The following is a 17,531-nucleotide window of genomic DNA, read 5'->3' as shown; positions in this document are numbered from 1 at the left end:
GGGACGCTACTTCGGGGTGACGGTGGCCTGGTCCCCCGTGACCTTCAGGCCCGCGGAGAAAGTGAAGGGCACGTCCTGGGACACCGTGGACGTCCGGCCGTCGTACAGGTCCACCGCGGTGAACTCGATGTGGGCGGTGCCCCTGCTGTCCGGCAGCGACCACTGGTCCGCGTGCGGACCGGCCAGGCGCACCTCCGGCCGGGGGTAGTCCTTGATGCTCCAGGAGACCTCACCCTGGATCCGCCCCGGGAAGTCGTGGGAGAACGGGCACCCCTCGGGGTAGAGGCTGTCCTGCTCCGCGCACCGGTCCAGGTGCGCGTGGATCTGCTCGTCCACCTGCTGCTTCATCGTCTCGGACGGGACGGCCGTGAGCTCCATGGTGGTGTGCTGGTCCTCGTCGCTGACCGGCACCTCGCGGGGCTCCGCCGTGATCATGGGGGAGCTGTAGGACCCCGTGTAGACCCCGGGGTAGAACACCGCGAAGTCCCGGGAGGATTCCGGCAGCGCCACGGAGGCGCCGTTGATGTCCACCGCGGTGGAGCCGGGCATGGACACGGTCATGGTGGGCAGCGTGGACGGGTCGAAGTCCCACACCGTGAAGAACCCCCACTGGGTCTCCGCCGGGTGCAGCGTGAACTCCGAGGAGGCCGGCTTCCCGTCCAGCAGGTAGCTCGCGCGCACCACCGCGTGGTCCTTGTCGGAGGACACGGTGGACACCTCCACCTTGTCCAGGTGGCTGCCCGCCTCCGCGAGGGCGCCCCCGTCCAGCAGCGCCGCGTTCGAGTCCGGCACCTGGGCGTTCAGCAGCCCCAGAGCCTTGCCGCCGTCCCCGTCCTGCAGGGCCTGGAAGTACTCGCGGACATCCGTCTCCGGACCGTACTGGTACTTGTTCACCAGGGCGATGGTGACCGCCGCCGCCGCGACCGACAGCACGATCAGGAAGAACCACGCCCCCACGGCCCTGATGATGCGATCGCTGCGTTCCATGGATCTTCACGTTAGTGGATGACCGGGCCGGGAGCAGACCTGTGTCCCCGGACGGCGGGCCCGTGGCCGGCCCAGGTTGTGGCAGGGTCCCGGTCCGATCCCAGGTTCTTGGGCGGCGGGGGCCGTGCCCACGGCGCAGACGGGTCCCGGGCCCCGCCGGTGGAACTAGGCTGGACCGGGCGACGCCGTGGCGTCGCGCCCCACCGCAGATCCGCCCCAGGGCGGAGCCCCACACAGAACCGCCAGCGCGGAGGCAGCACATGGCAGAGACCGTCCGACAGGTGCCGCCCCGGTACGGGGAGCCCGAGCACGTGTTCCACCCGCGCATCGGATCCTACGGGCGGCGGGTGCTGGCCGCGTGCCCACCGCTGGCGCTCGTGGGTCTGGCGGTGGCCATGATCTGGTTCCGCCGCGCGGGCGGCCTCGCCCTGGTGCTGCTGGTGCTGCTGGCGCTCGTGGGAGCCGTGGCCTGCTACGCCTACCTCCGCCCGGCACTCGTGGTCCTCACGCAGAGCCACGTGCTGACGTCTCGCTGGGTGGGATTCCGGGCCGTGGAACGGGAACGGGTTCCCCAGGTGGTCACCGTGGAGGCGCTGCTCCCGCCGCACGCGGCGCAGGGGCGCACCCGTGGCCGGCCCCACCTGTGGTTCGTGACCGCCGCGGGACGCTGCGCCCTGTCCCTGGACGGCACGGTGTGGGACGCCAGGACCCTGCAGAAGATCGCCCGGCTCAGCGGGGCCCAGCACGTGAACTTCAAGCGGGCCACGCCCGCGCAGGTGAGCGAGCACTGGCCCCGGCTCGTCTCCTGGCGGGTGCGCTTCCCCCGGGTGCGCTACGCGCTCTCCTCGGCGGCCCTCGTGGCCGTGGTGGTCGCGCTCGTCTGGTGGGCGTTCTTCCCGGGCGCGGGGTGAATCCGGGGCGACGCCGCACCCCAGCTGTGCCCTGCTGCCGCGAGTTCTCCTGGTGTGCCCCCAGCACCACGGCCACGCACCACGACCGCGCACCAGTACCACGGCCACGCACGGCGACCGCGACCACGACGGCCATGAACCGCGACGCCGTGAGTGGCGCCGGTTGACGGAGTGATGCCCCACATCCGCGCACGAGAACGGCCGGTCCCCGCGGGGGACCGGCCGTTCTCGTGCGGACCGGGCGTTGCCGGGTCAGTCGGGGTCAGCGTGCGGCGCTGCTGCCGCCGTCCGCGCCCTGGCCCTCGCGTGCGGGAGCGCCGGAGGTCGTGGCGGCCCCGTCGCGCTGCCGGGCCCGTGCGATCTCGGACTCGCGCTCCTCGTTGGCCTCACGGGTCAGCTCCGCTCCCGCCTCGGCGTCGCGGGTGAGGTTCTCGCCCGTCTCGGGGTTGAAGACGTGCATGCGGCGGCTGTCCAGCCAGATCTTGGAGTTCGAGCCACCGCGGATGCGGGAGGACGCATCCAGGGACACGACCACCTGTGCGGGCATCTCGTCCGCGTCCAGCTCCTGGGCCAGCTCGTTGAGCTTGTGCTGGACCGTGTCGTCCTGCTGGTAGTGGATGTAGCCGTACTGCTGGTTGCCCAGCCACTCCGTGTGCGTGAACTCGGCATCGAACATGGTGCCGTGGCCCACCTTGGCCTCGTCCACGAACTTGGCGTCCTCGAAGTGCTCCGGGCGCAGCCCCAGCAGCACGAGCTCGGGAGCCCCGGAGAGCCTGGCCCGGACACGCTCCGGAACCTCGATGTCACCGATGGGCGTGCGGAACGTCCCACCCTCGATGCGCGCCGGGATGAAGTTCATGGACGGCGCGCCGATGAACCCGGCCACGAACAGGTTGACGGGCTGTTCGTAGAGCTCGCGCGGGGAGGCGATCTGCTGCAGCTGACCACGCTTGAGCACGGCCACGCGGTCGCCCAGCGTCATGGCCTCCGTCTGGTCGTGGGTCACGTAGATCGACGTGATGCCCATGCGGCGCTGCAGCTGCGCGATCTCCGTGCGCATCTGACCGCGGAGCTTGGCGTCCAGGTTGGACAGCGGCTCGTCGAAGAGGAACGCGTCCGCGTCACGCACGATCGCGCGGCCCATGGCCACACGCTGGCGCTGACCGCCCGAGAGGTTCGCCGGCTTGCGCTCGAGGTGCTCGGTGAGGTCCAGGGTGTCCGCGGCCTCGCGCACCTTCCGGTCGATCTCGTCGTTGCTGAACTGGCCCTTGGCCAGGCGCAGCGGAAACGCGATGTTCTCGAAGACGGAGAGGTGCGGGTAGAGGGCGTAGTTCTGGAACACCATCGACAGGTTGCGCTCGCGCGGCTGCCGCTCGTTGACGCGCTCCCCGTTGATCTTCAGGTCCCCGCTGGTGATGTCCTCGAGGCCCACGACCATGCGCAGCAGCGTGGACTTGCCGCAGCCCGAGGGGCCCACGAGGATGAGGAACTCGCCGTCGGCGATGTCGATGGAGATGTCGTTGACCGCAGGGAAGCCGTCGTCGTACTTCTTGACGAGGTGCTCCATGGTGATAGCTGCCATGTTGTGTCAGTCCTAACTGTGTCTGAGCGTGTGGAGGGGCCGGGCTCAGCCCTTGACGGCGCCCTGGGTCAAACCGGAGACGATCTGGCGCTGGAAGGCCAGCACCAGGATCACCACGGGGATCGTCACGATGATCGCCGCGGCCGCGATGGCACCGGCCGGGTCCTCGAACTGGGACGCACCCGTGAAGAACGCCAGGGCCGCGGGAACAGGGCGTGCTGCCGAGGTGGAGGTCAGTCCGATGCCGTAGACGAAGTCGTTCCACGCGATGAAGAAGGCGATGATGGCGGTGGTGAACACGCCCGGCAGGGTCAGCGGCACGATGACCTTGCGGAAGGCCTGCCACGTGGTGGCACCGTCCACCTGCGCCGCGCGCTCCAGGTCCCACGGGATCTGCTGGAAGTACGCCGCGAGCGTCCAGATGGAGATCGGCAGCGTCAGCGAGAGGTAGGGGATGATCAGGCCGAGCCAGGTGTCGTAGAGCCCCACCTGGCGCCACAGGTTGAACAGCGGCGTGACGATCGAGATGACCGGGAACATGGAGACCACCAGGGCGGTGGTCAGCACGAGCTTCTTGCCCGGGAAGTCCAGCCGGGCGATCGCGTAGGCGCACAGCGTGGCCAGCACCACGGCGATGAACGTGGCGATCAGCGAGATGCCGATCGAGTTGCGCAGCGCCGGGAGGAACAGGTCCTTGGCGTCGCCCACGAAGATCTGCTCGTAGTTCTCGGTGACGAACTCGGTGGGCAGGAACTTCCCGGAGTTCAGGTCCGAGGGGGACTTGAAGGACGTCATCAGGATGGACAGCACCGGGAACAGTGCGTAGACCAGCACCACCACGGAGATGACGGCCCAACCGATCTTCTGTTTAGTGCTCAGCATGGCGGGTCACTTCCCCTTCCCAGAGCCACCGGTCAGGTCCACCTTGAAGATCTTGATCGCCACGAGCGCGATGAGCATCACGCACGCGAACAGGATCACCGAGATGGCCGAACCCAGGCCGATTTCCAGACGACCGATGGACGTGCGGTACGCGAGCAGCGAGAGCGTCTCGGTGCCGTACTGTCCCTGGGTCATGATGAAGACGTTGTCGAAGATGCGGAAGGCGTCCAGCGCGCGGAACACCACGGCCACCATGATGGCGGCCTTCATGTTCGGCAGGACCACCCGCACCAGGCGCTGCCACGCGGAGGCGCCGTCCACGCGCGCGGCCTCCGTGAGCTCACCGGGGACCTGCGCCAGCCCGGAGAGCAGCAGCAGGGAGATGAACGGCGTGGTCTTCCAGATCTCCGAGGCCATGATCACGACCAGGGCCGGGCCGGCGGAGCCGAACCAGTTGAAGTCCGGGCCGATCATGGGCAGCCACGAGAGCCAGTTGTTCACGTAGCCGGTGGTGATGTCGAAGGCGTAGAACCACGCGAATGCGGAGACCACGGTGATGATGCCGTAGGGCACCAGGATCGCGGTGCGCAGGATCCCGCGGGTGGCCTTGACCGCGCTGTGCATCACGAGGGCGAGCGCGAGACCGAGCACGAGCTCCACGACCACGGTGACCACGGTGATGAGCACGGTGACCCCGAGGTCCCGCCAGAACACGATGTCCGAGAACACCGTGGCGTAGTTGCTGAGGCCCACGAACTCCTTGTCACCCGGTGCCGTGAGGCGGAAGGAGAACAGGGAGTCCCACAGCGCCTGCACGATCGGGTAGAGCGTGACCAGGAGCATGATGACGAACGCCGGACCGGCGAGCAGCCACCCCAGCTTCCGCTCGGAGCGGGCCCGGTCCGAGAGCTGCGCCTTCTGGCGCGGCTTCCCGGTTCCGGTGGCGCGAGTGCGCGAATCGACCGTGGTGCTCACAGCAGCGCATCTCCCTTCAGGACTTCCTCGATGAATGCGGTGGTCTCACGAGGGGTGTTCTCGTCCACCTCGCTGGGCGGGGTCCAGTGCTGCTGGATCGCGGTGGAGATCTCGTTGTAGTACGGGGTCTGGGCGCGCGGCTTGGCAGCGTCCAGGGACGTGCGGATGGTGTCCGCCATGGGGAACGCCTCCTTGGCCGCGGGGTCGTCGAAGGCCTTGGCGGACGAGGGCGGGTTGCCGTTGGTGGCGAAGTACTGCGCCTGGTGCTCGGTGGAGACGATGCACTGCACCGCGTCCCACGCGAGGTCCTGGTGCTTGGACGCCGAGCCCACGCCGAGGTTGATCCCGCCCAGCGGGGGAGCGGACGGGGTGTCCGCGTCCACGCGGGGCCACGTGGTCCACTTGATGTCGTCCACCACGGACTGCTCCAGGGAGCCGTCCTCCACCGCGGCCTTGGACGCGGAGTAGATGAACGGGTAGTTGACCATGAACGAGCCCTTGTCCCCCTGGAACTGGATCATGGAGGCGTTCTCGTCCTGGGTGGCCAGGCCGGGGCCCCCCAGGCCCTCCTTGCCGATGGTCCCGATGATCTCGGCGGCCTTCTGCCCCGCCTCCGAGTCCAGGTCGACCTGGGCGTCCTGACCGGCCTCGCCGTCCGTGACGATCTGGCCGCCACCGGACTCCACGAGTCCGTTGACCCACACGGACATGGACTCGCCGCGGGTGCCCTGCACGCCCAGGTACTTGTCCTGGGTCTGTGCCGCCTTGATGATCTGGTCCCAGGTGACGGGCTTGGACATGTCCAGCCCGGCGGCCTTGGCCACGGAGTCCCGGTACCACAGCAGCTGGGTGTTGGCCCAGAACGGGATGGCCACGAGCTCGTCGTTCCACGTGGCGCCCTGCAGCGGACCCTCAAGGGTGTCCTTGGTGGTGGCCTCCACGACGTCCTGCGGGGGCTTGGCCAGGAAGCCGGGCTCGGCGAGCTCGGGCACGAAGGGCGGGTCCAGGCTCATGATGTCCATGGAGGTGTCGCCGGCGGCCAGGCGGCGTGCGAGCTGCTCGCGCTGGGAGGACGCGTCGCGGGGCAGCAGGGAGGTTTGGATGGTGTACTTCCCTCCGGAGGCCTCGGAGCAGTCCTGCGCGATGACGGCCTGTCCGCCGTCGTCGGGGTTGATGTACCACGTGAGCGTGGGCGGGCCGGCCTCCCCGCCGCTGCACCCCGTGAGCAGCATGGCGGACGCGGCCGCGGCGGCCGCAACGCTGCGGACGGTGCGCGGTTTCCCGGCCCTGTGTGAGTGGTGAGTGGACTTCACGGTGGTTCCTCCCCTGGAGAGCGCATGGGCTGGGCGATGCGGCGCGTCCTTGCGCGGGTGTCGCGGCCGATCCAGCGTTCGTCCAGTCTACGGGTGGCCCGCATCACGTGTGACGTGTGACTCGACGTCACGAGAGAAAAACTGCCACCGCCGTCATCGTGAGCATGGAGGACACCGTGGTGAGCAGGACGGTGTCCCGGCACACGGTGGTCGCCCGGTCGTAGCGCACCGCGGCCACGTAGAGGTTCTGGGCGGTGGGGAGGGAGGCCATGACGACCGCGGCGTACAGGGCGGGACCGGTGAGACCCAGCGCCCACGCGAGGGCGAAGGCCAGCGCCGGGTGGAGCACCACCTTGGCTCCCGCGGCCAGCAGGGTGTCCACGCGCGCGCCGGGGACGGACAGGGGGCGGGCGCGCACCAGGGAGATGCCGAACGCGAGCAGCATCGCAGGCACCGCGGCGCCCGCGACGATCCGCACGGGCTCCAGGACCAGGTCGGGGAGGGTGAGACCCGTGGCCGCGCAGAGGATGCCCAGGGCGGAGCCCACGATCAGCGGGTTGGTCACGATGCTCCGCAGCACGGAGGACACCGTGGGCCGCCGCCCGCCCGTGAGGGTGTCCATGACCGTCAGGTACAGGGGGGTGTTCAGGGTCAGCTGGAACAGCATCACCGGGGCCACCTGGGAGGCGTCCCCCAGCACGAACATGGCGATGGGGATCCCCAGGTTCGCGGCGTTGACCTGCCCCGCGGCCTGCGCTCCCATCACCACCGTGGAGGCATCGCGGCGGAGCACGAACCGGGAGACCAGCCCGTACGCGAGCATCGTGAGCCACGCGGAACCGGCCGCCACGAGCAGCGGGGCGGAGAACACCCGGTGGACGTCCGCCTCGGACAGCGTCAGGAACAGCAGCGGCGGGGAGCCCACGTAGAACGCGAGCCGGGACAGCACCTGCTGGGCGTCCGCGCCGAGCACGCCCAGGCGCCCGATGCCGTAGCCCAGCCCGATCACGGCCCACACGATGAAGAACCCCGAGAGCACTCCTGTCATGACCGGCAGCTCCTCGGGTCGGGGGCGGTGGATGCGCTGCTCGCCCGTGGGCGGGGCGCCGCAGGAGACGGGGCGCACCACGGACGGTCGGGTGCGCGGGGTGCTCCCTTCCGGGAGGGCGACGCCGCTGCCGCCCCGCGGCGTCGACCGGACCGTCCTGCGGGGCGCATCAGGCGCCGGAGACGGCGGCGTCCTCCCGGGCGGCGTCGTGGTCCAGGGCGTGGGGTGGGCGCACCATGTCCCCGACGACGGCGTCCGCGGGGTCCGAGCCCAGGGCCACGATCCTGTTGTGCTCGTCCACGTGCACCACGTGGGGCTCGTAGGCCTGCGCCTCGGCGGTGTCCATGAGACCGTAGGCGATCAGGATCACGAGGTCGCCCGGGTGCACCAGGTGGGCGGCGGCGCCGTTGATGCCCAGCACCCCGCTGCCGCGTTCGCCCGCGATCGTGTAGGTCTCGAGCCGGGCGCCGTTGGTGATGTCCACGATGGCCACGAGCTCGCCGGGGAGGATGTTCGCGGCGTCGAGCAGGTCCTGGTCCACGGTCACGGAACCCACGTAGTGCAGGTCCGCCTGGGTCACGGTGGCCCGGTGGATCTTGCCGGTGAACATGGTGCGCAGCATGGTGGCTCCTGGTGCGGTGTGTGGGATCCGGTGCGTCCCGGGCCGGGAGGGTGCGGGGCGGTGGACCGACGGAAATGCCCCGGGACCTTGGCAGGTACCCGGGGCGTTCACCGATCGGTGCGGAGCGGCTGACGGGAATCGAACCCGCGTATCAGGCTTGGGAAGCGTGCGCTCTACCATTGAGCTACAGCCGCACTGCTCTGGGAGCCGTTCGTGAACGGCCCGGACAGAACGCCCCCCACTGTACAACACGTTGGGGCGCGGCGCTGTTCCCCCGCCCGCCGGCCCCCGCGGAACCGCGGCGCCCGCCCCGGACGCCGAGGGCATCGGCGCCCGCCCCGGTCGGGGGCCCCGACACCGGGACGTCACCGCGTCGGGGCCCGCCTGGCGGATCGTGGGCCCCGGCGTCCGGAGGCGGTCCGCGACCCGTGAGCACGGCCCGTGGACTACCGTGGATGTTGTGCTCATCTCAGACCGCGACATCCGCCGCCACCTGGACTCGGGACACGTGCGCCTGGAGCCCTGCGATCCCGCCATGATCCAGCCCGCGAGCGTGGATGTGCGCCTGGACCGCTGGTTCCGGCTGTTCGACAACCACAAGTACGCGCACATCGACCCGGAGCAGGAGCAGCCCGAGCTCACCCGTCTGGTGGAGGTGGCCCCGGACGAGCCGTTCGTGCTGCACCCGGGGGAGTTCGTGCTGGGTGCCACGTACGAGAAGGTCACGCTGCCGGAGGACGTGGCCGCCCGTCTGGAGGGCAAGTCCTCGCTCGGGCGCCTGGGTCTGCTCACCCACTCGACGGCCGGGTTCATCGACCCCGGGTTCTCGGGCCACGTGACGCTGGAGCTGTCCAACATGGCCACCCTGCCCATCAAGCTGTGGCCGGGTTCCAAGGTGGGGCAGCTGTGCTTCTTCCAGCTCTCCTCTCCCACCGAGCACCCCTACGGCAGCGGCGCGTACGGCAACCGGTACCAGGGTCAGCGCGGCCCCACGGCGTCCCGCAGCCACGTGAACTTCCACCGCACGGTCATCGAGTAGGGCGTCACACGCGGGTGGTCGTGAACCCCTCGGGCGGTTTGGGGGTCAGCAGCAGCAGGGCCAGACCCACGGCCACGACCGTGAGGATCCCCAGGATCCCGTAGATCTGGGCGCCCATCAGGGACACGAACAGGCCGAACAGCCCCGGGGCCATGAAGCTCACGGCGCGGCCGGTGGTGGCGTAGAGCCCGTAGATCTCCCCGTCGCGCCCCGGGGGGATGAGCCGCCCCAGGTACGTGCGCGACGCCGCCTGGGCCGGTCCCACGAACAGGCACAGTGCCAGTCCGCACACCCAGAACGCGGGCTTGCCGTGCCAGAACAGCAGCGCGATCCCGGCCGCCATGACCCCCACGAGCGAACCGACGATGACCCTGCGGGGGCCCAGGGCGTCGTCGAGCGAGCCGCCCACGAACGCGCCGAGCGCGGCAATGAGGTTGGCGGCCACCGCGAACACGATGACCTCGGTGAGCGAGAAGCCGAAGGAGCCGGCTGCAAGCACACCACCGAACGTGAAGACCCCGGCCAGTCCGTCCCGGTAGACGGCGGAGGAGAGCAGGAAGAGCACGGTGCCCCGCGAGACCCGCCAGAGCCCGGCGATCGTGGCGAAGAGCTCCCGGTAGGCCCCCAGGATCCCGCGCCGGTGCCGCGGCTCGGGCGAGGGGGCGGCGTCGGGCACGGCGAGACCGCCGAGCGTGGGGGTCGCGGCGGGGGACGGGCCGCGCACTGCGCCGTCGTATGCGCGGAACGGCATGGAGCGCGCCGCGAAGAGCAGGGGGAGGCAGAAGACGAGGATCCACGCGGCGCTGAACAGCGCCACGGCCCGGTAGTTGAGGGCGTCCTCGGTGGGGATGCCCAGGAACCCGGGCGTGACGAAGCCGAAGAGCACGAACGCCAGGGCGAAGATCCCGCCCACGTACCCCGCGCCCCAGCCCCAGCCGGAGACCTTGCCCATGCGCACGGGACCGGCCAGGGCGGGGAGCATCGAGTTGTACCCCACGGTGGCGAACTCCTGGGCCACGCTGCCCGCGGCCACGAGCGCCACACCGAGGAACAGGTAGGAGGGCTCCGGCCGGGCGAAGAAGGCCAGCGCGGTGCAGGCCACGAGCACCACGGTGTTCCACGTGAGGAACGAGGCGCGGGAGCGGGCGGTGTCGCTGCGCTGGCCCACGATCGGGGCGGTGAGCGCGATCGCGAATCCCGCCACCGTCATGCCGATGCTCAGCACGGTGGAGGTGTGCTCGGGGGTGCCGAAGGCCGAGCTCGTGAGGTACACCGTGAACACGAACGTGAGCATCACGGAGTTGTAGGCGGAGGTGCCCGTGTCCCAGAGGCACCACATCAGCACCCTCGCGCGGGAACCTCCCGCCGCGGCGTCGACGGGGTCGGTGGGGCCGTGCGGGGCCGTGCTCGTGCGCTCAGCGGTCATGCGGCTCACCCTACGGTGCGGCGCGCGTCACGGCCCGCAGCCGGAGGGGGCGGGGGAGGAGATGTTGCCGGGAGTTCACCGGGGCCGGGTCGGGGACACGTCAACCACCGCCTTTGTTACGATGGGATCTCGACAACACTCCCCGCTTCCCCTGCGTGCCTGCTGCGCCTTTCCTGGGAACCGGTGTGCTCCAACAGCGGCACGAAAGGTGGGACCCCATGATCCCGGTGCTGCTGCTCCACGGAGTCATGGCACTGTTCGCACCCGCGATCCTCAAGCGCACCGGGCGCTCCGGTTTCTACGTGGTGGCCCTCGCCCCCCTGGCGGGCCTCGTGTGGCTGGTGTCCCAGACCTCGCGCGTCTACGGCCCCGAGCACGGCTGGTCCACCACCCTGGAGTGGATCCCCCAGCTGGGGATCACCCTCTCGTTCCGCATGGACGCCCTGGCCTACATGATGTGCCTGCTGGTGCTCGGTGTGGGAACCCTGGTGCTCGCGTACTGCGCGCGCTACTTCAAGGCGGATGCACGGGACATCGGCTCGTTCGCGGCGCAGCTCGTGGCGTTCGCCGGGGCCATGTTCGGTCTGGTCACGGCGGACGACCTCATGGTGCTGTTCGTCTTCTGGGAGATCACCTCGGTACTCTCCTTCCTCCTCATCTCCTACTCCCGGACCAAGCTGGCCGCACGGCGTGCCGCGCTGCAGGCCCTCGTGATCACCACGGCGGGTGGGCTGGCCATGCTCGTGGGGCTCATCATGCTGGGGACCGAGGCCGGGACGTTCCGGATCTCCGGCGTGCTCGCGGCCGCCCCGGAGATGCTGGGCTCCACCACGGTGGACGTCGCCGTGGTGCTGGTGCTCGCGGGCGTGGTGACCAAGTCCGCGCTGTTCCCCACGCACTTCTGGCTGCCCGCCGCCATGGCCGCGCCCACCCCGGTCTCCGCCTACCTCCACGCCGCGGCCATGGTGAAGGCGGGCATCTACCTCGTGGCCCGGCTCGCCCCCGGGTTCGCACAGACGCAGTACTGGCTCCCGCTCACGCTGACCCTGGGGCTCGGCACCATGATCTTCGGCGGCTGGGTGGCGCTGCGGCAGTACGACCTCAAGCTCATCCTGGCCTACGGCACCGTGAGCCAGCTCGGGTTCATCACGGCGGTGGTGTCCTTCGGCACCGCGGACACGGCCATGGCGGGCATGGGCATGGTCATGGCCCACGGCCTGTTCAAGGCCACCCTGTTCCTCGCCGTGGGTGTGATCGACCACCAGGCCGGGACCCGTGACATCCGCCGGCTCTCGGGCGTGGGCCGCATGGCCCCCAAGCTGTTCACGGTGTCCGTGATCGGTGCGGCCTCCATGGCGGGGATTCCGCCACTGCTGGGATTCGTGGCCAAGGAAGCCGTGCTCACCGCGTTCTGGGGTGACGTCTCCGAACTCGCCGGGGCGGTGGCCCTGGTCTGCGCCGTGGTCGGGTCCGTGCTCACGGTCGCGTACAGCGCCCGCTTCCTGTGGGGCGGCTTCGCCCGCAAGTCCGCGTCCTTCTCGGATCTCGACGCCGCCCCCGACGGCCAGTCGGTCATCAGCGACTTCACGCCGGCCTCGTGGGCCTTCCTCATGGCGCCCATGGCCCTCGCCGGAGCCACCGTGGTGCTCGGCCTGTTCCCCGCGCCCCTGGAAGCCGGGATAGCGCCGTACCAGGAGCTGTTCCCCCACGCGGACGAGTCCCACGTGCACCTCGAGCTGTGGCACGGGCTGACCCCGGCGCTGGGCTTCTCCGCGTTCATCATCGTGGCCGGGCTGCTGCTGCACAGGGCGCGCAGGCCGGTGTCCCGCCTCCAGCGGCGGCTCCCCGCGCTGCCCTCGGGCGACTACGTGTACCGCTGGATCATCAACGTGCTGGACATCGTGGCGGTGTGGCTGACCGGGCGCACCCAGCGTGGTTCGCTCATGTTCTACCTGTCCGTGATCCTCGTGACGGCCGTGGTGGTGCCGCTCGTGGCCCTGTTCTGGTTCGAGACCCCACCCCTCGCGGGCTTCCGCGTGACGGACTCCCCGGCGCAGCTGGCCACCGGGATCGCCATGGTCGTGGCCGCGCTGCTCGTGCTCACCGCGGGCAAGCGGTTCCTGGCGGTGCTGCTGGTCTCCGTCACGGGCTACGGGCTGGCCCTGCTCTTCGCGCTGCACGGCGCCCCGGACCTCGCGCTCACCCAGATGCTCGTGGAGACGATCTCCCTGGTGGCCTTCGTGCTGGCGCTGCGCTCGCTGCCCGGCCCGCTGTGGAACCGGCGCAAGGCCGGGCACCGGGTCTTCCGCGCGGTCTTCGCGGTGGTCTTCGGCCTCTTCATGATGGCGCTCGCCGCCTTCTCGATGTCCTCCCGCACCGCGGAGCGGATCTCCCTGGACATGCCATCCATGGCATACGAGCTGGGCCACGGCGAGAACGTGGTGAACGTGATCCTCGTGGACATCCGGGCGTGGGACACCATGGGGGAGATCTCCGTGCTCACCGTGGCCGCCACCGGGATTGCCTCCCTGATCTTCGTGAAGGGCCGTGGCGACCGGCTGCGCAGCGAGCGCCACCAGCTGGACACCCGGCGGCTGCAGGCGTTGCGCGGCGCCGACTCCGCGGCCCACTCCACACAGGCCAGGACCCAGGAGATCGAGGTGGCCCGGCGCTTCTCGTCCCGTCCGGACGCGGACCCGTTCCTGCTGGCCGGACGCACGCTCGCCCCCGAGCGGCGCTCGATCATCTTCGAGGTCGTGGCGCGGTTGCTGTTCCACACGTTCATGCTGGTCTCCCTCTACCTCCTGCTCGCGGGGCACAACGATCCCGGCGGCGGGTTCGCCGGAGGGCTCATGGCCTCCCTGGCCCTGACGCTGCGCTACCTGGCCGGCGGCCGGTACGAGCTCGAGCGGGCCACGCCCGTCAACGCCGGGTGGATGCTCGGAGCAGGGCTCGCACTGGCCTCCCTGTACGCCCTGTCGCCCCTGTTCCTCGGCGGGGCGGTCATGGAGAGCTACACGTTCGAGTGGGACCTGCCGCTGTTCGGGCACGTGAAGTTCGTGACCGCGCTGATCTTCGACGTGGGCGTGTACCTGATCGTGGTGGGCCTGGTGCTCGACATCCTGCGCTCGCTGGGCGGGCGGATCGACGAGCGCATCGAGCGCTCGGCGGTCGAGGACGACCGCAAGCGCACGGGCCGGGGCTCCCGCATCCGCCTGACCCGCAACGGGCCCGTGATGACCGCCACCCGCTCCGAGGACCCGGACGCCCCCGAGGGCTCCATGGTCTCGGGGGACGAGACCTCGGAGGTGCGGCCGTGACCGTGAACCTGACTCTGCTCGTGGTGATGGGCGTGCTGTTCTCCGTGGGGGTGTACTTGCTCCTGGAGCGTTCCCTCACGCGCGTGCTGCTGGGCCTCATGCTGCTGACCAACGGCGCGAACCTGCTGATCCTGCACACCAGTGGGGTGCCGGGCGTGGCACCGCTCTACGACTCGTCCCTGGACCCCTCCGAGTACTCGGACCCGCTGCCCCAGGCCCTCGTGCTGACGTCCATCGTGATCTCCCTGGCCACCACGGCCTTCCTGCTGTCCATGATCTGGCGCTCCTGGATCCTGGCCCGCCGGGACGAGATCCAGGACGACCTCGAGGACCGCCGCGTGGCGCAGCAGTCCTCGTACGACGCCGAGGACGACGACGCCATCCCGCAGGACGCCTCGGAGTTCGCCACCCCGGACGCCCCCTTCACGCCCTCGCGCCACAACGCCGAGGAGGCCTCGGAGTCACCGGGCCACCACAGGGTCGAGACGCAGCTGCGCACGGACAGGAGGGATCCGCATGAGCACTGACCTGGCGCAGCTGGCACCGCTCGCGGTGCTCATCCCGTTCCTCGGTGCGGCTCTGAACTTCGTGATCGTGCACCGCAACAGGCTCCAGCGCACCGTGACCGTGGGAGCCATGGCACTGACGCTGGTCCTGGATGCCGTCATGCTCGCGGACGTGTGGAACCAGGGCCCCCAGGCCGTGCACCTGGGTGGCTGGGCGGCCCCGTACGGGATCGTCATGGTGGTCGACCAGCTCTCCGCGCTCATGCTCGTGGTGTCGGTGGTCGTGTCCCTCGCGGTGCTCGTCTACGCGGTGAGCGAGGGCGTGGCCGGCGGGGACGACGAGGGTCCCATCTCGATCTTCTACCCCACGTTCCTGCTGCTCGTGGCCGGTGTCTCCAACGCGTTCCTGGCGGGGGACCTGTTCAACCTCTACGTGGGCTTCGAGATCCTCCTGACGGCCTCCTACGTGCTGCTCACCATGGGAGGGACCGCGCAGCGCATCCGGGCGGGCGTGACCTACGTGGTGGTCTCCGTGATCTCCTCGATCCTGTTCCTCATCACCCTGGGGATGATCTACGGCGCCACCGGCACCGTGAACATGGCGGACCTCTCCGTGAAGCTCGCGGACCTCCCGCAGGGCACGCAGCTGCAGCTGCACCTCATGCTGCTGATCGCGTTCGGGGTCAAGGCCGCGGTGTTCCCGCTGTCCTTCTGGCTCCCCGACTCCTACCCCACCGCCTCCGCGCCGGTGACGGCCGTGTTCGCGGGGCTGCTGACCAAGGTGGGTGTCTACTCGATCATCCGCACCGAGACCCTGCTGTTCCCGGACCGGCAGATCAACGGGCTGCTGATGTGGGTGGCTCTGCTGACCATGCTCGTGGGCATCCTGGGTGCGCTGGCCCAGATCGACATCAAGCGCATGCTGTCCTTCACGCTCATCAGCCACATCGGCTACATGATCTTCGGGATTGCCGTGGGCACGCCTCAGGCTCTGGCGGCCGTGGTCTACTACATCGCCCACCACATCGTCATCCAGACCAGCCTGTTCCTGGTGGCGGGGCTGATCGAGCGCCGCGGCGGGTCCACCAACGTGGACCGGCTCGCGGGAATGCTGCGGATCTCCCCGCTGCTGGGAGTGCTGTACCTGATCCCCGCGCTGAACCTGGGCGGGATCCCTCCGTTCTCCGGCTTCCTGGGCAAGGTGGGGCTGCTCGAGGCGGGCATCGCGAGCGGCACCTGGCTGGACTACCTGCTGGTGGGCGTGTCCGTGCTCGTCTCGCTGCTCACGCTGCTGGCGCTGATCCGCGTGTGGAACCGCGTGTTCCTGCGCCGCGTGGAGGACGCCGAGTACCCGGATCCCGTGCTGCGGGCCACCACGGCCCAGGGACACCACCCGCACAGCTCGCGCGTGGTGACCGGCAACCCGGGCAGCGTGCTGGCCGGCAGCTCCGAGGTGGTGCTGCTGCCCCGGACCATGGTGGGGGCCACCACCGCACTCGTGGTGGTGGGGGTGGCGCTCACGGTCTTCGCGGGCCCGCTCTTCGACCTCGCGGGCAGCGCCGCGGACAACCAGGTGCACCCGGACCGCTACGTCGACGCCGTGCTGGCCCCCGTGGGCGAGGGCGGCGTGAGCGAGGAGGCACCATGAGCACATCCGCCGTCCGTCGCCAGGCCCGCAACTCCCTGCGGGCCGAGCTGCCGCTGATCCTGTGGCTCGTGGTGGTGTGGGGAGCGCTGTGGGGGGACTGGAGCCCCGGCAACCTGGTCTTCGGGCTGCTGCTGGCCCTGCTGGTCACGCGCACCCTGGTGCTGCCCCCGGTCCGGCTGTCCGGGCGCTTCAACGTGGTGCACTTCGTGCTGTTCGTGGTCACGTTCGTGTGGCAGGTGGCCAAGGCGAGCATCCACGTGTTCCGAGTGGCGCTGGTGCAGGGACCGCGCGTGCACAACGCCGTGCTGCGGGTGCCGCTGCGTCAGAACAACGATCTGCTGATGACCGCCGTGGGGCACACCATGGCGCTGATCCCCGGGTCACTGGTGGTCGAGGTGGACCGGGGGAACGGGATCCTCTACTTCCACGTCCTGGACATCGCCACGCCGGAGCAGGCCGAGGCGTTCCGGCGCTCGGTGCTGGACACCGAGGCCGCCTGGATCCGCATCATGGGCTCGCGGGAGGACCTGGCGCTGCTGCCGGTCAAGGGGGACCCCGACCGCACGGAGGCCACGGGCGCCGTCGAGTCCCCCACCGAAGACATGGACGAGGCCGGGAGCGGGCCCGGAGAGGAACGGTCATGACCCTGTTCGACGTCGCCGTGTGGGTGTGCGGTGCGATCCTCGCGCTCGCGGCCGCGGGCACCATCTACCGCCTGGCCAAGGGACCGTCCCTGCTGGACCGGGTGATCGCCACGGACGTCCTCCTGGCCATCGTGGGCGCCGCGCTGGCCGTGGAGATGGTGTACCACCGCCACACGGACAACCTGGTGCTGCTCGTGATCGTCTCCCTCGTAGGGTTCCTGGGATCCGTCACGGTGGCGCGCAACGTGGGGCTGGACCGCTCATGAACTGGCACACGGTGACGGACGTGGCAGCAGTGGTGTGCCTGGTCGCGGGGACGTTCATGTCGCTCGCGGCCGCGGTGGGTCTCGTGCGCTTCCCCGATCTGCTCTCCCGCATGCACGCGGGCACCAAGCCCCAGGTCTTCGGGCTGCTCCTGCTGCTCACCGCCCTCGCGTTCGCCAGCGGGGAGCCCCGGATGATCCCCCTGCTGGTCCTCGCGTGGATCTTCCAGCTGCTCACGGTCCCGGTCTCCGCGCACATGGTGGGCCGTGCGGCCTACCGTTCCAAGCACCTGCACGAGGAGAACCTCGTGACGGACGAGCTGCGTGACGTGGTGGCCCGCGCCGGCGAGGACCGTCCCGACTGA

16 protein-coding genes and 1 tRNA gene are annotated in these 17,531 nt (G+C 70.1%); 8 read left to right on the top strand and 9 right to left on the bottom strand.

Translation table 11 applies throughout. The features are described from left to right. Window positions 1-6: 6 nt before the first annotated feature. Window positions 7-987 (bottom strand): hypothetical protein, encoded by a 981-nt coding sequence (locus HMPREF2833_RS05950; RefSeq protein ID WP_070636964.1) that lies wholly within the window; start codon window positions 985-987, stop codon window positions 7-9. Between the two features lie 260 nt (window positions 988-1,247). Between HMPREF2833_RS05950 and HMPREF2833_RS05945 the strand changes: the two genes are divergently transcribed. Continuing rightward, window positions 1,248-1,898, top strand: coding sequence for a hypothetical protein (locus tag HMPREF2833_RS05945; protein WP_070636963.1), 651 nt, complete (start codon window positions 1,248-1,250; stop codon window positions 1,896-1,898). Between the two features lie 262 nt (window positions 1,899-2,160). Here the strand turns inward: HMPREF2833_RS05945 and HMPREF2833_RS05940 are convergent, their stop codons facing one another. The 7 genes from HMPREF2833_RS05940 to HMPREF2833_RS05910 all read right to left on the bottom strand — a co-directional run bounded on the left by HMPREF2833_RS05940 (window position 2,161) and on the right by HMPREF2833_RS05910 (window position 8,514). Further along, entirely contained in the window at window positions 2,161-3,480 is a 1,320-nt protein-coding gene (locus HMPREF2833_RS05940; protein ID WP_070636962.1) for an ABC transporter ATP-binding protein, read from the bottom strand. A 45-nt stretch (window positions 3,481-3,525) separates the two neighbouring features. After that, window positions 3,526-4,362, bottom strand: coding sequence for a carbohydrate ABC transporter permease (locus HMPREF2833_RS05935; protein WP_019309977.1), 837 nt, complete (start codon window positions 4,360-4,362; stop codon window positions 3,526-3,528). Window positions 4,363-4,368: 6 nt separating this feature from the next. Further along, the gene (locus tag HMPREF2833_RS05930; protein WP_019309978.1) at window positions 4,369-5,337 is read right to left on the bottom strand and encodes a carbohydrate ABC transporter permease; all 969 of its coding nucleotides are present in this window, start codon (window positions 5,335-5,337) and stop codon (window positions 4,369-4,371) included. After that, window positions 5,334-6,650 (bottom strand): extracellular solute-binding protein, encoded by a 1,317-nt coding sequence (locus tag HMPREF2833_RS05925; RefSeq protein WP_019309979.1) that lies wholly within the window; start codon window positions 6,648-6,650, stop codon window positions 5,334-5,336. The genes HMPREF2833_RS05930 and HMPREF2833_RS05925 overlap by 4 nt, the downstream gene beginning before the upstream one ends. A gap of 127 nt (window positions 6,651-6,777) precedes the next feature. Further along, window positions 6,778-7,698 carry an AEC family transporter gene (locus HMPREF2833_RS05920; RefSeq protein ID WP_029603193.1) on the bottom strand — a complete coding sequence of 307 codons (921 nt, stop codon included), beginning with the start codon at window positions 7,696-7,698 and terminating at the stop codon, window positions 6,778-6,780. 169 nt (window positions 7,699-7,867) lie between these two features. After that, window positions 7,868-8,320, bottom strand: coding sequence for an aspartate 1-decarboxylase (gene panD, locus HMPREF2833_RS05915; RefSeq protein WP_019309981.1), 453 nt, complete (start codon window positions 8,318-8,320; stop codon window positions 7,868-7,870). A 123-nt stretch (window positions 8,321-8,443) separates the two neighbouring features. Further along, window positions 8,444-8,514 (bottom strand) — tRNA-Gly (locus HMPREF2833_RS05910). A 266-nt stretch (window positions 8,515-8,780) separates the two neighbouring features. Between HMPREF2833_RS05910 and dcd the strand changes: the two genes are divergently transcribed. Further along, window positions 8,781-9,359, top strand: coding sequence for a dCTP deaminase (dcd, locus tag HMPREF2833_RS05905; protein WP_019309982.1), 579 nt, complete (start codon window positions 8,781-8,783; stop codon window positions 9,357-9,359). Window positions 9,360-9,363: 4 nt separating this feature from the next. On the opposite strand, the gene HMPREF2833_RS05900 is transcribed toward dcd, so the two are convergent. Beyond that, the gene (locus HMPREF2833_RS05900) at window positions 9,364-10,785 is read right to left on the bottom strand and encodes an MFS transporter (RefSeq protein ID WP_070636961.1); all 1,422 of its coding nucleotides are present in this window, start codon (window positions 10,783-10,785) and stop codon (window positions 9,364-9,366) included. Between the two features lie 218 nt (window positions 10,786-11,003). Between HMPREF2833_RS05900 and HMPREF2833_RS05895 the strand changes: the two genes are divergently transcribed. From HMPREF2833_RS05895 to mnhG, 6 genes are read left to right on the top strand one after another with little or no spacing between them, the layout of a single operon-like run. Beyond that, window positions 11,004-14,105: a Na+/H+ antiporter subunit A gene (locus tag HMPREF2833_RS05895; RefSeq protein WP_070636960.1), complete on the top strand. Its 3,102-nt coding sequence runs from the start codon at window positions 11,004-11,006 to the stop codon at window positions 14,103-14,105. Next, window positions 14,102-14,632 (top strand): Na(+)/H(+) antiporter subunit C, encoded by a 531-nt coding sequence (locus HMPREF2833_RS05890; protein ID WP_019309985.1) that lies wholly within the window; start codon window positions 14,102-14,104, stop codon window positions 14,630-14,632. Before HMPREF2833_RS05895 ends, HMPREF2833_RS05890 begins: the two co-directional genes overlap by 4 nt. After that, the gene (locus tag HMPREF2833_RS05885; protein ID WP_070636959.1) at window positions 14,622-16,259 is read left to right on the top strand and encodes a Na+/H+ antiporter subunit D; all 1,638 of its coding nucleotides are present in this window, start codon (window positions 14,622-14,624) and stop codon (window positions 16,257-16,259) included. The genes HMPREF2833_RS05890 and HMPREF2833_RS05885 overlap by 11 nt, the downstream gene beginning before the upstream one ends. Continuing rightward, on the top strand, window positions 16,256-16,903 hold the full coding sequence (locus HMPREF2833_RS05880; RefSeq protein WP_019309987.1) for a Na+/H+ antiporter subunit E: 648 nt from the start codon (window positions 16,256-16,258) through the stop codon (window positions 16,901-16,903). Before HMPREF2833_RS05885 ends, HMPREF2833_RS05880 begins: the two co-directional genes overlap by 4 nt. Further along, complete coding sequence (locus HMPREF2833_RS05875) at window positions 16,900-17,169, top strand: MrpF/PhaF family protein (RefSeq protein WP_019309988.1); 270 nt, start codon at window positions 16,900-16,902, stop codon at window positions 17,167-17,169. Before HMPREF2833_RS05880 ends, HMPREF2833_RS05875 begins: the two co-directional genes overlap by 4 nt. Next, entirely contained in the window at window positions 17,166-17,531 is a 366-nt protein-coding gene (mnhG, locus tag HMPREF2833_RS05870) for a monovalent cation/H(+) antiporter subunit G (protein ID WP_070636958.1), read from the top strand. Before HMPREF2833_RS05875 ends, mnhG begins: the two co-directional genes overlap by 4 nt.

This window comes from Kocuria sp. HMSC066H03 (assembly GCF_001812045.1).
Classification (GTDB): Bacteria; Actinomycetota; Actinomycetes; order Actinomycetales; family Micrococcaceae; genus Kocuria; species Kocuria rhizophila.
The sequence above is the reverse complement of the archived record's forward strand: the minus strand, read 5'-3'. Positions and strand labels throughout refer to the sequence as shown.